The 14,052-nt window shown below is 74.5% G+C and carries 16 protein-coding genes and 2 pseudogenes; 9 read left to right on the forward strand and 9 right to left on the reverse strand.

Annotated features, from left to right (window positions below; genetic code table 11):
- Positions 1-62: 62 nt before the first annotated feature.
- Entirely contained in the window at positions 63-704 is a 642-nt protein-coding gene (locus FZC61_RS21510) for a response regulator (protein ID WP_148616320.1), read from the forward strand.
- A 142-nt stretch (positions 705-846) separates the two neighbouring features.
- Positions 847-1,452, forward strand: a complete 606-nt coding sequence (locus FZC61_RS21515) for a hypothetical protein (RefSeq protein WP_148616321.1) — start codon at positions 847-849, stop codon at positions 1,450-1,452.
- Between the two features lie 8 nt (positions 1,453-1,460).
- Here FZC61_RS21515 and FZC61_RS21520 read toward each other — a convergent pair whose 3' ends face one another.
- Positions 1,461-1,769 carry an SHOCT domain-containing protein gene (locus FZC61_RS21520; RefSeq protein WP_211357386.1) on the reverse strand — a complete coding sequence of 103 codons (309 nt, stop codon included), beginning with the start codon at positions 1,767-1,769 and terminating at the stop codon, positions 1,461-1,463.
- A 168-nt stretch (positions 1,770-1,937) separates the two neighbouring features.
- Here FZC61_RS21520 and FZC61_RS21525 point away from each other — a divergent pair, with 168 nt between their 5' ends.
- Positions 1,938-2,915: an alcohol dehydrogenase catalytic domain-containing protein gene (locus FZC61_RS21525; RefSeq protein WP_148616322.1), complete on the forward strand. Its 978-nt coding sequence runs from the start codon at positions 1,938-1,940 to the stop codon at positions 2,913-2,915.
- A gap of 92 nt (positions 2,916-3,007) precedes the next feature.
- Entirely contained in the window at positions 3,008-3,619 is a 612-nt protein-coding gene (locus FZC61_RS21530) for a DUF2231 domain-containing protein (protein WP_148616323.1), read from the forward strand.
- Between the two features lie 48 nt (positions 3,620-3,667).
- Here the strand turns inward: FZC61_RS21530 and ppk2 are convergent.
- A pseudogene (gene ppk2, locus FZC61_RS21535) lies at positions 3,668-4,663 on the reverse strand (polyphosphate kinase 2).
- Positions 4,664-4,863: 200 nt separating this feature from the next.
- Here ppk2 and FZC61_RS21540 point away from each other — a divergent pair.
- The 3 genes from FZC61_RS21540 to FZC61_RS21550 all read left to right on the forward strand — a co-directional run bounded on the left by FZC61_RS21540 (position 4,864) and on the right by FZC61_RS21550 (position 8,827).
- Positions 4,864-6,081 carry an NAD(P)/FAD-dependent oxidoreductase gene (locus tag FZC61_RS21540; protein WP_148616324.1) on the forward strand — a complete coding sequence of 406 codons (1,218 nt, stop codon included), beginning with the start codon at positions 4,864-4,866 and terminating at the stop codon, positions 6,079-6,081.
- Between the two features lie 124 nt (positions 6,082-6,205).
- Positions 6,206-7,255 (forward strand): alcohol dehydrogenase catalytic domain-containing protein, encoded by a 1,050-nt coding sequence (locus tag FZC61_RS21545; RefSeq protein WP_148616325.1) that lies wholly within the window; start codon positions 6,206-6,208, stop codon positions 7,253-7,255.
- Positions 7,256-7,258: 3 nt separating this feature from the next.
- Entirely contained in the window at positions 7,259-8,827 is a 1,569-nt protein-coding gene (locus FZC61_RS21550; RefSeq protein ID WP_148616326.1) for a bifunctional aminoglycoside phosphotransferase/ATP-binding protein, read from the forward strand.
- A 28-nt stretch (positions 8,828-8,855) separates the two neighbouring features.
- Here FZC61_RS21550 and FZC61_RS21555 read toward each other — a convergent pair whose 3' ends face one another.
- From FZC61_RS21555 to FZC61_RS21575, 6 genes are all read right to left on the reverse strand, one after another.
- Positions 8,856-9,377, reverse strand: a complete 522-nt coding sequence (locus tag FZC61_RS21555) for a universal stress protein (protein ID WP_148616327.1) — start codon at positions 9,375-9,377, stop codon at positions 8,856-8,858.
- A gap of 61 nt (positions 9,378-9,438) precedes the next feature.
- Entirely contained in the window at positions 9,439-9,876 is a 438-nt protein-coding gene (locus FZC61_RS21560; protein WP_148616328.1) for a pyridoxamine 5'-phosphate oxidase family protein, read from the reverse strand.
- Entirely contained in the window at positions 9,876-10,298 is a 423-nt protein-coding gene (locus FZC61_RS21565) for a hypothetical protein (RefSeq protein ID WP_148616329.1), read from the reverse strand. The genes FZC61_RS21560 and FZC61_RS21565 overlap by 1 nt, the downstream gene beginning before the upstream one ends.
- 237 nt (positions 10,299-10,535) lie before the next feature.
- Positions 10,536-10,679, reverse strand: coding sequence for a DUF1003 domain-containing protein (locus FZC61_RS23505; RefSeq protein WP_211357387.1), 144 nt, complete (start codon positions 10,677-10,679; stop codon positions 10,536-10,538).
- Positions 10,667-10,822, reverse strand: a complete 156-nt coding sequence (locus FZC61_RS23510) for a hypothetical protein (protein ID WP_211357388.1) — start codon at positions 10,820-10,822, stop codon at positions 10,667-10,669. The genes FZC61_RS23505 and FZC61_RS23510 overlap by 13 nt, the downstream gene beginning before the upstream one ends.
- A gap of 102 nt (positions 10,823-10,924) precedes the next feature.
- Positions 10,925-11,635 carry a response regulator gene (locus FZC61_RS21575; protein WP_148616330.1) on the reverse strand — a complete coding sequence of 237 codons (711 nt, stop codon included), beginning with the start codon at positions 11,633-11,635 and terminating at the stop codon, positions 10,925-10,927.
- 264 nt (positions 11,636-11,899) lie between these two features.
- Between FZC61_RS21575 and FZC61_RS21580 the strand changes: the two genes are divergently transcribed.
- Together FZC61_RS21580 and FZC61_RS21585 are read left to right on the forward strand one after the other, a co-directional pair.
- The gene (locus FZC61_RS21580) at positions 11,900-12,901 is read left to right on the forward strand and encodes an Acg family FMN-binding oxidoreductase (protein ID WP_148616331.1); all 1,002 of its coding nucleotides are present in this window, start codon (positions 11,900-11,902) and stop codon (positions 12,899-12,901) included.
- 138 nt (positions 12,902-13,039) lie between these two features.
- On the forward strand, positions 13,040-13,684 hold the full coding sequence (locus FZC61_RS21585; RefSeq protein ID WP_148616332.1) for an ATP-binding cassette domain-containing protein: 645 nt from the start codon (positions 13,040-13,042) through the stop codon (positions 13,682-13,684).
- A 33-nt stretch (positions 13,685-13,717) separates the two neighbouring features.
- On the opposite strand, the pseudogene FZC61_RS21590 reads toward FZC61_RS21585, so the two are convergent.
- Positions 13,718-13,960: pseudogene (locus FZC61_RS21590) on the reverse strand (universal stress protein); the annotation flags it as partial.
- Positions 13,961-14,052 lie beyond the last annotated feature (92 nt).

The raw sequence follows: 14,052 nt of genomic DNA on the forward strand, positions 1-14,052 counted from the left end.
CAGGCCCGTGCGATCCGCCCCCCGGCCCGAGCGAGGCAACGATCGAGCCGGGCTCCAGCCCGATGATCAGGGTCTACCTGCTCGACGACCACGACGTGGTGCGCCAGGGGCTGCGCGCCCTGCTCGAGGCCAGCGGCGGCATCGAGGTCGTCGGCGAGTCGGGCTCCGCGGTCGACGCCATCGCCCGCATCCCGGCGCTGCACCCCCACGTCGCCATCCTCGACGGTCGGCTGCCCGACGGGTCGGGGGTCGAGGTCTGCCGTGAGGTCCGGTCGGTCGACCCGAGCATCCAGGCGCTCATCCTGACGTCGTACGACGACGGCGAGGCGCTGTTCGCGGCGATCATGGCGGGGGCGGCCGGTTACGTCCTCAAGGAGATGAGGTGCACCGACCTGGTCACCGCGGTGCGCGAGGTGGCCGCCGGCAACTCGCTCGTCGACCCGTCCCTCACCGACCGGGTGCTCGAGCGAGTGCGTCACCCGTCGACGACGGCACCGGAGCTGCGGACCCTCACCGAGCAGGGGCTGCGACTCCTCGGGCTCATCGCCGAGGGACTGACCAACCGACAGATCGCGGCACGGATGACGTTGGCCGAGAAGACCGTGAAGAATCACGGGTCCAGCCTCCTGGCCAAGCTCGGGCTGGAGCGACGTACGCAGGCCGCGGTCCTGGCGACCGGGCTGCTCGACCCGGGCTGCCGCTGACACCGGACCGCGACCGGCTCGTCGGTGGCTGCCGTGGCTCGGCAGGTGACCGACGGCCTGTGCGTGTGGGACCTCCAGCCCTGACGGCGGGCTCGAGTCGGCGCCATCCTCGGGCCACCCCTACTGAACTCGAGGACCCATCATGAGCACCCTGCACGCAAAGACACGCCACTCCGACCCGAGCCCGGCAGCCGCACCAGGTGCCGCGGCACCGGCGGCCGGACCCACCCAGCGCTACCTGGCCGACCGGGCCCTGGCGGTGCTCCGGATCGCCTTCGGCCTCACGTTCCTGTGGGCCTTCGCGGACAAGCTGCTGGCCCTGGGGTTCTCGACCGGTCGTGACGACGCCGGCGTGGTCGACCGGTTCGGCGACGGCGCGTGGATCCACGGAGGGAGCCCCACCGCGGGCTTCCTGACGTTCGGCGCCGACGGCCCGTTCGAGGGGATCTACCACGACATCGCCGGCGCGGCCTGGGCCGACACCCTGTTCATGCTCGGGCTGCTGGGCATCGGGGCGGCGCTGACCACCGGTGCCGCGATGCGCCTGGCCTGCGCCGCCGGCGCGCTGCTCTACGTCTTGATGTGGAGCGTCGTGCTGCCCCCGGAGAACAACCCGGTCCTCGACGAGCACCTCCTCGGCGCGCTCACGCTCGTCGTCCTCGCGCTGCTGGCCGCCGGTGACACCTGGGGCATCGGCGCCCGGGCGGCGCGGCTGCGTCTCGTCCAGCGGTACCCGATGCTGCGCTGACCGACCGGTCAGCCGCGCTCGAGGATGGCGCGTACGGCGTCGTACTCCTCGGGGGTGACCTCGCCCCGGGCCAGCCGCAGGTCGAGGACCCGTCGCGGGTCCTGGCCGCCGCCCGCAGGGAGGCTCGACGGGGGCACGGCCGCGGCTCCCGGAGGGACCGCCGTCCGTGCGTGCGTCGACTGACGCGTGAGGTGCACGACGACGTAGGCACCGACCGCCAGCACGACCAGCACGAGCAGCACCAGCAGGACCACGATCGCGGCCGACCACCCGTCCCCGTTCATCATCCCGTAGTCGTGGCCGTCGTCGTCCCACATGTCAGCAGCCCCTCGTCGTGCCCGTCGTCGCGTACCGGACCCCTCGAGGGTGCGGCCGCAGGTCCGTGGGGGCCAGTGCCGAAGGTCCCGCCGCCGGTCGACGTCGGGCACTGCCCGGGCGGTCGCGGTATGCCCAGACTTGGCCGGGCCCAGCCAGAGAGGCACGTCATGAAGGCCGCCGTCGTCACGTCGCTGTCCGCCCCGCTCGAGGTCGTCGAGCGCGCGGTCCCGGACCCGGGGACGGGCGAGGTGCTGCTCCAGCTGCAGGCGTGCGGCCTGTGCCGCGCCGACGTCGACGCCACGCGCGGCGAGCTCCCAGGGGCTCCGGCGGTGCCGTTCGTGCCCGGGCACGAGGGGGTCGGTGTCGTCGTAGCCCGGGGCACCGGGGTCAGGACGCCCCGGGTCGGCGACCGGGTCGCCCTGGTCCGGCGCGGGTCGCGCACCGTCGCCGGCGCGCTGGCCGAGTACGCCGTCGCGCGGGCCGACCAGGTCGTCGCCGTCCCCGAGGGGATCAGCGCCGTCGACGCCGCTCCCCTGACCTGCGGCGGGGTGAGGGCGTGGGCGGCGGTGAGGGTGGCGCGCCTGCTGCCCGCCGAGCGCGTCGGGGTCTTCGGCGTCGGCGGAGCCGGCCACCTCGCGCTCCAGTACGCCCGGATCCAGGGCGCCACCGTGGTGGCCGTCGACGTCGCGCGCGCCCCGCTCGACCTCGCGACCGCGCTGGGCGCGCAGCACGTCGTCAACGCCGGGACCACCGAGCCGGTCGCCGCCGTGCAGGCCCTGGGTGGCCTCGACGTCGCCCTGGTCCTCACCGCGGCGCCGCACGTGCACGAGGAAGCGCTCGCGGTGCTGAGACCGGGCGGCCGTCTGGTCACCGCGGCCCAGCGCCACGACGAGGCCACGATGGCGGTCCCGATCGGGCGGACCGTGACCGACGCCCTCACCGTCCTCGGTGCACCGCGGGGCACCCGCGAGGACCTCGCGGAGGTCCTCGCCCTGCACGCCGCGGGCAGGGCCCGCGTGGTGACCGAGTCCTGGCGGCTCGAGGGGGTCAACGAGGCCCTCACGAAGGTCCTCGCGGAGCACGTCGCCACGCGGGTGGTGATCGACTGCGCGGACGGCTCGACGGCCCGGACCACGCCACCTTGAGCCTCCCGCTCACTGCGTCACTCGCCGCCGCGTAGCGTCGGTCCCAACCCCCTGTGGCTCCCCGGGAGCCGCACGACCTGAAGGACCCGTCCATGTTCGACACGTTCAACGGCCTGCCCGTCCACCCCCTGGTCGTCCACGCGGTGGTGGTGCTGCTGCCCCTCGCCGTCCTCGGGACGCTGGCCATCGCGGTCCGTCCGCGCTGGCGCACGTCCTACGGGCCGCTGGTCGTGGGCGCCGCGCTGGTCGCCACGGTCCTCACCCCCGTGGCCACCTCGAGCGGCGAGTCGCTCGAGGAGAAGGTGGGTGACCCCGGCGAGCACGCCGAGCTCGGCGACCAGCTGCTGTGGTTCGCCCTGGCGCTGCTGATCGCCGCCGGCGCCCTGGTGTGGCTGCAGTGGCGGGCCGAGCGGGCCGAGCGGGCCCAGCAGGCGCAGAGCCAGCAGAGCGAGCAGACGGGACGTGTGGGGGTGGCTGGAACGCCGGGTCCGGCCCCCGCCGCCCACGCGGCGGACGGGTCCGAGCGCGCCGGTCGCGTGGGCACCGACGCCGAGCAGACCCGGCTCATGGTGGTCGCCGTCGTCGCGGTCATCGCGGCGCTCGCCTGCGCGGTCCAGGTCTACCGCGTCGGCGACTCCGGAGCCCGTGCCGCCTGGGGCGACGTCGGTGCGGCGCCCACCGGCGCGCCCGTCGCCGGGTCCTGACCGCCCTCGACCTGCACTGCACCCCGTGAGTCCGCTGACGGAGGTGCCTCAGGCGTCCGAGGTGCTCGGGGCGCCCCAGTGTCTGGCGTCGAGGACGGGGAAGTGTCGGGCCGGGTCGTCGTCGGGCTCCAGCGACGGGGGGCCGACGATGAGCGGGTCCGGGGTGCCGACCAGGGCGACGTTCTTCGAGGGGTGGTCGAAGCGGGCCAGCACGACACGTGTCGCCTCGAGCCGGGCGCGCTTCTTGTCGTTGGACGGCACCACCGTCCACGGGGCGTCGCCGGTGTGGGTGTGGAAGAACATGGCCTCCTTGGCTGCGGTGTAGTCGTCCCACTTGTCGCGGCTCGCGAGGTCGGTGGGCGAGAGCTTCCACTGCTTGACGGGGTCGAGCGACCGGGCCTCGAAACGGGCCGCCTGCTCGGCGCGGGGGACCGAGAACCAGAGCGTGACGAGGTGGATGGCGGAGCGCACGAGCATCCGCTCGAACTCCCGCGTCTCCCGCATGAAGTTGAGGTACTGCTCCGGCGTGCAGTAGCCCATGACGCGCTCCACGCCGGCGCGGTTGTACCAGGAGCGGTCGAAGAAGACCATCTCGCCGGCCGACGGCAGGTGGGTGACGTAGCGCTGGAAGTATTACTGCGAGCGCTCCTGCTCGCTCGGCACCGAGAGCGCGACGACGCGGGCCCCGCGGGGGTTGAGGTGCTCCGTGTAGCGCTTGATCGCACCCCCCTTGCCGGCCGCGTCACGCCCCTCGTAGAGCACCACGAGCCGGGTGCCGGAGTCCTTGACGTGGGCCTGGAGCTTGAGCAGCTCGATCTGCAGCTTGCGCTTGGTGCGCTCGTACTTCGGCCGCGACAGGCGCGACGGGTAGGGGTAGCCCTCCTGCCAGGCGAGGTCGGCGACCGACTCCGGTGCCCGGCGCGACCGCAGCTCCGCGCCGAGCTCGGCGATCTCGTCGAGCTCCTCGGCCTGTCCCGGGCGCCCCGGGGGTGCGGGCTCGTCGGCGACGGCGCTCGGCTTCACGGGCTTCACGGAGGCAGACATGGGCCGAGGCTAGGCACCCCGGGACCGGTCGTGGAGGGTCGTTGGTCCCGGTGCGGGCGGACCGACGACACCCGTGCCGCCCTCTCGCGGCCGGCGGGCCACCACAGGACGTTGGACCCTGCCCGACGGCCCCCCATGCCGGTCAGCCTGGAGACCCGAGCCCCCGGCCTGGTGGGCGTGGCCGTCGAGAGGAGCCCACCGTGCGAACGAGGGTGCTGGTCCTGGGGGCCAACTTCGGGGGCATGACGGCGGCGCTGGGCGTCAAGAACGACCTCGGCGCGCAGGTCGACGTCGTGGTCGTCACCCCCGACGACCACTTCGTCTTCACCCCGAGCCTGGTGTGGCTGCCGTTCGGACGTCGCCACCGCGACGACCTCACGTTCCCGGTCCGCCCGACCCTGGAGTCGCACGGCATCGAGCTGGTCAAGGCCGCCGCCGTGGCCGTCGACCCGGTCGGTCACCAGGTGACCCTCGACTCCGGCCGGGTCCTCGACTTCGACTACCTGGTCGTCGCCACGGGGACCCGCCCCGACGACGTGGTGCCGGGGGTCGCCGAGCACGCCTGCACGATCACCGACCTGGCCGGCGCCGAACGGTGCGCGACCGCCTGGCGCAGGCTGCTGCGCGAGCCCGGCGACGTGGTCGTGGCGGCCACGCAGGGCTCGACGTGCTTCGGCGCGGCCTACGAGTTCCTGCTCGACACCGCCTACCACCTCGACCGGGCCGGCCTGCGCCACCAGGTCCGGTTGACCTTCGTGACGCCCGAGCCGTACGTCGGGCACCTCGGCCCCGGTGGCCCCGGTGGCCCCGGCGCCCCGGGCGTCGCGGCGTGGGACCCGGTCCCGCTGGAGAGGTTCCTCGACCGGGCCGGCATCGAGACCAGGACCGCGGCGGCCATCGACCACGTCGACCGTGACGCGGTGGTCCTCGACGACGGCGAGGCCCTGCGGTTCACGTTCTCGATGGTCGTCCCGCCGTTCGCCGGCCAGGACTTCCTGCGCGAGGCCGACGGGCTGAGCGACGACCACGGCCTGGTGCTGGTGCGCGACACCTTCCAGAGCGAGAAGTACGACGACGTCTACGCCGTCGGCGCGGCGGCGGCCGTCGACGCCCCCTGGCAGGAGCCGGTGCCCGCGGGTCCGCGCCGTCACGGCCTGCCCACCGAGGTGATGGCCCAGACCGCCGCGCTCAACATCGCCTCTCAGGTGCGCGGCGCGTCACCGACGACCTCGCTGCCCTTCGCCGACACCACGACCACCTGGCGCACGGGTCCCGACGGTCCCGACGGCCCCGACCCGGCACCGGGACCACGGCGCCACGGCGCGCACGTCCCGGGGGCCCGGCTGCACCGGCTCCGGGTCGGGTTCGAGCGGTACTCCCTGTGGAAGATGCGCCACGGCCACGTCAACCTCGTCTAGGGCCCGGTACCAACGGCTCCACCGGGTCGGGCCGAAGGCCTCCTGACCCGCGGCTCCCCTGGTGCCAGCGTGGGAGGACACCCACGCGCGCTCCCCCGGGAGCCCCCGGAGAGGCAGGTGCGACATGAAGGCACTCGTGTACGGCGGGCCCGGCCACCGGTCCTGGACCGACGTCCCGGACCCGTCGCTGAAGGACCCGCAGGACGCCATCGTCCGCGTCGACGCCGTGACGATCTGCGGCACCGACCTGCACATCCTCAAGGGGGACGTGCCGGAGGTGGAGGCCGGCCGGATCCTGGGCCACGAGGCCGTCGGCACCGTCGTGGAGACCGGGGCGCACGTCCACGACGTCGCGGTCGGGCAGCGGGTGCTGGTCTCCTGCATCTCCGCGTGCGGCCGCTGCGACTCGTGCCGTCAGGCGCGCTACGGCCTGTGCACCGGGGGCGGCGGCTGGGTCCTGGGCCACACGATCGACGGCGCCCAGGCCGAGCTGGTCCGCGTCCCGTTCGCCGACCACTCGCTGCACCGCCTGCCCGACGAGGTGAGCAACGAGCAGGCGCTGATGCTGGCCGACATCCTGCCGACGTCCTACGAGGTGGGGGTCCTGGCCGGCGCCGTCTCGCCGGGCGACGTCGTCGTGGTCGTCGGGGCCGGTCCGATCGGCCTGGCCGCGATCCTGACGAGCAGGCTCTTCAGCCCGTCGCAGGTGGTCGTCGTCGACCTCGACGCCTCGCGTCGGCAGCAGGCGGTCTCCTGCGGCGCCGACCACGCGGTGTCCCCCGAGGACGCCGCCGAGATCGTCGCGTCGCTGACGCAGGGCCGGGGCGCGGACGTGGCGATCGAGGCCGTCGGCGTCCCCGACACCTTCGAGCTCTGCACGACGCTCGTGCGCGCCGGCGGCCACGTCGCCAACGTCGGCGTCCACGGCGGGCCGGCGGTCCTCCACCTCGAGGACCTGTGGGCCAAGGACGTCACGATCACGACAGGACTGGTCGACACCCGGACCACCCCGCTGCTGCTGCGGCTGGTCGCCGAGGGCACCCTCGACGCGACCTCGTTGTGCACCCACCGCTTCGGGATCGACGAGATGCAGGACGCCTACGACGTCTTCGAGCAGGCGGCGGACACCGGGGCGCTGAAGGTGGCGCTGTTCAACCCCGAGGCGATGGGCTGAGCCGTGCCCCGACCGCCGGACCCTCCCGGAGCCCCACGGCTCGAGCTCACCCACTCGGGCCTGGTCCTGCTCACCGACGACACGGCCTACAAGTTCAAGCGGCCCGTCCGGCTGGCCTTCCTGGACTTCACCGACCTGCAGGCACGACGAGACGCGTGCCAGCGCGAGCTCGAGCTCAACCGGCGCCTGGCGCCCGACGTCTACCTCGGCGTCGGGACCCTGGGCCTGCCCGGGCCGCAGGCGGAGCCCTGCCTGGTGATGCGGCGTCTCCCCGACGACCGCAGGCTCACCCACCTGCTGACCGCGACCCCGGCCCCTGCGACGACCCGCCCCACGGTCGAGGACGCCCTGACCGGCGTCGCCCGGACGGTCGCCGCCTTCCACGCCGGGGCCCGTCGTGGTCCCGACGTCGACCCCGACGGCGGCAGGAACGCGCTCGCCGCCCGCTGGCGGGCCAACCTCACCGAGCTGGGCGCGGCGGTGGACCCCGCGCGCGGACCGGCGGGCTCGACCCTCGACCCCCTGGTCGTCGAGGAGGTCGAGGTGCTGGTCGAGGAGTTCCTGGCCGGGCGCGAGCCGCTGCTCGCGGCACGTGTGGCGGACCGGCGCATCGTCGACGGCCACGGCGACCTGCTCGCCCAGGACATCTTCTGCCTCGACGACGGGCCCCGGATCCTGGACTGCCTCGACTTCGACGACCGGTTGCGGCACCTCGACGTCCTCGACGACCTCGCCTGCCTGGTCGCCGACGTCGAGCGCCTGGCCGGTCCCGACCAGGCGGCGGTGCTGCTGGAGCGCTACCGCGAGCTGAGCGGCGACCCCGCGCCGCCGTCGCTGGTCCACCACTACATGGCCTACCGCGCGTTCATGCGCGCCAAGGTCGCGTGCCTGGCCGGAGCTGCCCGCGACGTCCACCACGGCCACCTCAGCACCCCGCAGGAGCTCGCGGACCTGGCCCGGCACCACCTGCGGGTCGGGCGGGTGCGCCTGGTGCTGTGCGGTGGCGCCCCCGGCACCGGCAAGACCACCGTCGCGGGCGAGGTGGCCGACCGGCTCGGCTGGGTCGTGCTGTCGAGCGACCGGGTCCGCAAGGAGCTGGCCGGTCTCGACCCCGAGGACCGGTCGCCCCAGCCCTACCGCTCGGGCTTCTACGACGACGCATGCACGGCCCGGACCTACGAGACGCTGCTGCACCGCGCCGAGGTGCTGCTCGGCCGCGGCGAGAGCGTCGTCCTCGACGCGTCCTGGACCTCGGCGTCGTGGCGTCGCCGTGCGGCGAGCGTCGCCGGCTCCTGCCACGTGCCGCTCACCGAGCTGCGCTGCGCCGTCGAGCCGGCCGTCGCCGAGCGGCGCATCGACGAGCGCGAGGGTGACCACGGTGCCCGCAGCAGCTCGGACGCGACCGTCGCCGTCGCGCGCCGGATGCGGCTCGAGGCCGACCCGTGGCCCACCGCCGTGCGGGTCGACACCGGTGGCGAGGTGGCGCAGACCGTGGACCGCCTGGTCGCGGACCTGGGGTGGCAGGACGTCGTCGCCGCCCGTCGTCCCCGGTCGCGGATGGCGCCCGACTGAGCAGGACCGAGCAGGGCTGAGCGGGGTGTCAGGACCCGACGGCGACCGGCGTGACCGCGCTCTCGACGACCACGACCGGGCACGGCGCGCTCATCGAGCACCTCTGGTCGACGCCGGGCGCACCGCGCTCGGCGCGCGCGCCCCGACGTCGTGACGCACCGACCACGAGCAGGTCCTGGGGCGTGCACCGTCCCACCAGCGTGTCGACCGGGTGGGCGTTGACCACCGCCGTCGAGACCTCGAGGCCCTCCCAGGCCAGGCGCGTGGCCCCGAGCACCCGCTCCAGGCCCTGGACGGCCTGGTGACGCGGCGCGCAGAAGTGACCGGGCACCTCGTGCACGAAGAGTGCCTCGGGGTCCGGCCAGCAGGTGACGACCTCGAGACGACATCCCCGCGCCCTCGCCTCCGCTGCGGCCCACCGCAGCGCCTGGGCGCTCGCGGGCGAGCCGTCCACGCCCAGGACGACGTGACCGCCGTCGGGCCGGCTGGACGAGGTCGGGGCGGTCGGGGCGGACGGGGCGGACGGGGAGGTCGGCGCGGCGTGCGTCATGGTCCCAGCCTGGACGTCGCGAGGCCGTCGGCCCAGGGACCTTGGTCACCGGGTGCCGCGCTCACGGGCGCGCGGTGACACCCCGGTCGGGTCCGGAGCGGGTGAGCCTGAACTCGCGCCCGGTCACCACGTCGGGCTGGATCTCGACGACGTCGTACTTCAGCGTGGGGACCCAGGGCTGGCGGGGTTCCCCGTCGAGGCGGTGCTGCTCGTCCTCCTCGAGGATCCGCATCCGTCCGCGGGCCACGACCGACCACGCGTCGGTGTCGTCGTGCCAGTCGATCTCGAACGCGACGTCGGAGGTCAGGGCGGCGGCGAACAGCTTGTTGCCGGCGGCGGTGCGAAACAGCAGGCAGCGACCGTCGACGACGTAGTTGATGGGCACCAGGTGGACCTCGTCGACCAGGCGGTAGGCCAGGCGGCCGAACTCCTCGTCCTCGAGCTTGTCCCAGCACTGTTCGGGCGTGAGCTCCTCGACGACGTTGTCGGGGTCCAGCATCACGACACCTCCCCGTCGTACGGCCCCGGGACGACGGGGGTGGGCGAGGCCACCGACACCAGTCGCCGTCGGGGTCCGTCCAGCTCGCCGGCGCGCAGCCGGGCGAGCAACGACTCCGCGTCGGTGGTGCTCACGACCACCTCGTCGTAGCGCTGCCCGTGCAGGAGCAGCCGCAGGGCCGGCACGCCGCGGCGCAGCAGGACCAGCTGTCGGCGGCCCGGTGAGTACCACGTCCCGGCGAGCCAGAGCCACGGCACCGCGGCCCCCACCCGCAAGCCCCTGGCGACGTGCCACGAGGTGAGCAGCGACGCCGAGCTGATCGCGGCCAGGGGCGCGTCGAGGGCGCGGACCAGGCCGAGCACGCGCTCGACCGGGGTCGGGCGCACCTCGAGCCGGGCTCCGTGGAGCGTGACGGTCGGCATGGGTCCATCCGACCGGCGCTCCGGCGACGGCGCCACGGTCCGAAGGCCCGGGTCGAAGGGCCCTGCGACCCTCACGACGGGCAGCAGGGCGTGCGACCGGACGCCCCGCGGGCTCCCTGTGGGCCCGGCCAGGGGTGGCGGGGCCGCGCTCACCCCGAGGGCTCCTGGCTGCGCAGGACCAGCAGCGCGTGGATCTCGCGCGTCAGGGCCGTGTTGGTCCTGAGCTCCAGCTCCAGCTCATGCTCGACGAAGTCGTGGTCGGCCTTGGCCTGCTGGACGGCGGACAGCCTGCTGGACGGCGGACAGCCGGTTCTGGCCGATGAGGACGAACGTCGACAAGTAGATCGCCTCGAGCGACACCACGAGGGTCAGCTCGGCCACGGGTCGCCCTCCACCAGGAGCATCCACGCCCCGAAGGCCACCACGTGGAGGTAGCCGAACCACATCGACCCGGCGAACGCCGTGATCGCGTCGATGATGCGTGACTGCACGTCCCCGGCCCGGCACTCGAGGTAGCGCTGCACGCCGGGGTGCCGGGGGCGCCCGGCTGGACCGCGGTGGGAGTCGGGCGGCCCGAGCGCGCCGGGCAGGGCGCGAAGCCCCGGTGCCCAGGGGCGTTGGTCCGGTCAGGCGCTGCGGTCGCGGTGCTTGGCGGCGAAGATCGCGGCCTGCGTCCGGCTCGACAACCCCAGCTTCGCCAACATCGACGACACGTAGTTCTTCACCGTCTTCTCCGCCAAGAACATCGACTCAGCAATCTGCCGATTCGTCATCCCCTCCCCGATCAGCTCCAAGATCCGCTGCTCCTGCCCCGTCAACCCCTCCAGCTCACGATTGACCGGCGGACCCCGACGCACCCGCTCCAAGACCTGCGCAGTCACCTGCGGATCCAACATCGACTGACCCGCCGCCACCCGACGCACCGTCGCCACCAGATCCCCACCCCGCACCTGCTTCAACACATACCCCGCCGCCCCCGCCATGATCGCCGCGAACAACGCATCGTCATCGTCGTACGACGTCAAGATCAACGCCCGAATCCCAGGATCACGCGACCGCACCTCACGACACACATCCACCCCCGACCCATCCGGCAACCGACCATCCAAGATCGCCACATCCGGACGCAACGCCGGAATCCGCCGCGCCGCCTCCTCCGCCGACCCCGACTCCCCCACCACCACGATGTCGCCCTCACCCTCCAACAACTCCCGCAACCCACGACGCACCAGCTCATGGTCATCCAGCAGGAACACCCGGATCGGCGCCGCGCCCTCCGCGTGGTCACCGGACGGAGCCGGTACGGCGGTGGCGGCGGGCAGGGAGGTCTCGGTCATGGGTGCGACGCTAGGGCGGCACGCGCCGGGCGAACACCCGCCCGTGGACCCGGGGCGGTGGGACCTTCGTCCCTGCCGGAGGCGCGCGCCGAGGTCGCACCGTGGGAACTCCCCCACCCCGGAGGTCCAGATGCTCGCCCAGGACGCAGGGCCCGCCCACGTCGCCACCGTCGCCACCGTCGCCACCGCCGACGGGGCCCGAGGAAGGCCCGGGCGCCCCGACGCGCGCGGGCGCGCCGGCTGCCGGGGCGCGTGGCGACCACGGTGAGCGGGGTCTTCCAGGCCACCGGGTCACGTCCCGCGCGTTCGCGGGAGGAGGGCTTCGGACTCGACGTGATCGCCGCCGCGTGCCGGGCGCCGAGCACGCACAACACGCAACCGTGGTCCTGGCGCGTCGACGGCACCACCGTCGAGCTGTACGCCGAGCCGGCGCGTCGGCTGGTGCACGCGGACCCCGACGGTCGCAACCTGGCCATCAGCTGCGGCGCCGCCCTGCACCACGCCCAGGTCGCCGCGCGCGGGCTCGGGTGGCGTCCCACGGTCGTGCGTTGGCCCCGGGGTCCCGACACCGACCTGGTCGCCCGCGTCGACCTCGAGCCCTGCTCCCGCACCGCCGACGACCTCACCCTGCTGCGGGCGTTGCACGAGCGGCGCACCGACCGTCGACGCTTCACCGCGTGGCCGGTGCAGGGCGCCCGTCTCGACCGGCTCGTGGACGTCGCCCGGGCCTCGGGTGCCGAGGCGGTGTCGCTGTGCGACGTCGTCGAGCGGGTCCGCCTCGAGCACCTGGTCGCCCGGGCCCACGCGGCCCAGTCGGCCGACCCCGCCCTGGTCGCCGAGCACCGGGCGTGGACCGACCGCAGCGCCACGGACGGCGTCCCGTGCGAGGTCGTGCCGCCCTCCGACCCCGACCTGCCGAGTCGTCGCACGCGCTTCACCGGCGGGACCCTGCCCGACCGCGAGCGTGACGTCGACACCACCGACGGCGTCGTCGTGCTCTGCGGCGACAGCGACGACCGGGCCTCCTGGGTCACGACGGGAGAGGCCCTCGGCGCCCTGTGGCTGCGAGCCGTCGCCGACGGCCTGTCGGTGGTCCCGCTGAGCCAGGTGATCGAGGTCGACGAGACCCGGTCCGCCCTGCAGGACGACCTGCTGTTCGGCCTGGCCGTCCCCCACCTGCTGCTGCGGGTCGGGTGGCTCCCGATCGGGCGCGACGACCTGCCCCCGACCCCGCGACGCCCGCTGCGCGACGTGCTGCGCCGCTGAGTCGCCCCTGAGTCGACCGTGGTCCGCCGGCGGGGACGAAGGTCCCCCGGCCGCGGGTCGTGTGCCGCTACGCCGGCGACGTCGGCGTTCCTACGGTGAGAGCCGACCCGCCGCGCGGGGTGGACCCACGCGGCCCCGTTGACCGACCCGGTCTCGCTGGGCCTGGGGGCCGGCGGCCGGGTCGCGGTGGTCGGGCCGTCGGGCTCGGGCAGGAGCACGCTCGCGGCCGTGCTGCTGCGCTTCCTCGACCCGGCCTCCGGCAGCGTCGTGCTCGGTGGGGTGCCCGAGACGTCGATGGCCCTCGACGACGTACGCCGTCTGACCGGCCTGGTCGACGACGACCCCCACGTCTTCGCCACGACGCTGGTCGAGAACGTGCGGCTGGCCCGGCCCGGGGCCGACGACGACGAGGTCGAGGCGGCGCTGCGTCGCGCCCGGCTCGGCCCGTGGCTCGACTCGCTGCCCGAGGGGCTCCACACCTGGCTGGGCGAGGGCCACGCGCAGGTGTCCGGCGGCGAGCAGGCCCGGATCGCGATCGCCCGGTCCCTGCTGGCCGAGCAACCGGTCCTCGTCCTCGACGAGCCGGCCGCGCACCTCGACCACGCCACCGCGGTCGCGCTCGCCGACGAGCTGCTGACCGGCCCCCGCGCGCGCAGCGTCGTGTGGATCACCCACGGCGACGTGGGCCTCGACCTGGTCGACGGTCTCGTCGACCTCGGCGAGGGACCGCCGGTCGACCCGTTCGTCCAGCAGGACCACGGCCCGTCCGGCGGGACGACCTGACCCGACCTGGCCGGAGGGCCGCGTCAGCCCGCGTCAGCCCAGGGCGTGGGTCGGCTGCTCGTGGACCCCCGCGGGTGCGGCGAGCAGGACCGGGCAGACCGCCTGCCGCTGGACGGCGCGAGCGACCGGTCCCAGCCGGGAGCCCGCTCGCAGCCACGGACGGTGGCGCCCGATCACCAGCATCGACGAGCTGGTCGACGTGTCGACCAGACGCTGCTCGCGACGCCCGGCCACGACCTCCACGGCCACGTCGCACTGGTCGCCCCCGGGACCACGTGCACCAGCAGCAGGCGACGCCCGGTGCGCCCGGCCTCCAGCACGCCGCGGCGCACCACGGCGTCGGAGCCGCCACGGCCGAGGCGACCGGG

Origin of the sequence: Nocardioides rubriscoriae (assembly GCF_008087085.1) — a bacterium.
GTDB classification, from domain to species: Bacteria; Actinomycetota; Actinomycetes; order Propionibacteriales; family Nocardioidaceae; genus Nocardioides; species Nocardioides rubriscoriae.

Bases quoted from the DNA above. Each gene is read 5' to 3' on its own strand.
- FZC61_RS21510 (WP_148616320.1), top strand. From the start codon at position 63: ATGATCAGGGTCTACCTGCTCGACGACCACGACGTGGTGCGCCAGGGG.
- FZC61_RS21515 (WP_148616321.1), top strand. From the start codon at position 847: ATGAGCACCCTGCACGCAAAGACACGCCACTCCGACCCGAGCCCGGCA.
- FZC61_RS21520 (WP_211357386.1), bottom strand. From the start codon at position 1,769: ATGTGGGACGACGACGGCCACGACTACGGGATGATGAACGGGGACGGG.
- FZC61_RS21525 (WP_148616322.1), top strand. From the start codon at position 1,938: ATGAAGGCCGCCGTCGTCACGTCGCTGTCCGCCCCGCTCGAGGTCGTC.
- FZC61_RS21530 (WP_148616323.1), top strand. From the start codon at position 3,008: ATGTTCGACACGTTCAACGGCCTGCCCGTCCACCCCCTGGTCGTCCAC.
- FZC61_RS21545 (WP_148616325.1), top strand. From the start codon at position 6,206: ATGAAGGCACTCGTGTACGGCGGGCCCGGCCACCGGTCCTGGACCGAC.
- FZC61_RS21555 (WP_148616327.1), bottom strand. From the start codon at position 9,377: ATGACGCACGCCGCGCCGACCTCCCCGTCCGCCCCGTCCGCCCCGACC.
- FZC61_RS21560 (WP_148616328.1), bottom strand. From the start codon at position 9,876: ATGCTGGACCCCGACAACGTCGTCGAGGAGCTCACGCCCGAACAGTGC.
- FZC61_RS21565 (WP_148616329.1), bottom strand. From the start codon at position 10,298: ATGCCGACCGTCACGCTCCACGGAGCCCGGCTCGAGGTGCGCCCGACC.
- FZC61_RS21575 (WP_148616330.1), bottom strand. From the start codon at position 11,635: ATGACCGAGACCTCCCTGCCCGCCGCCACCGCCGTACCGGCTCCGTCC.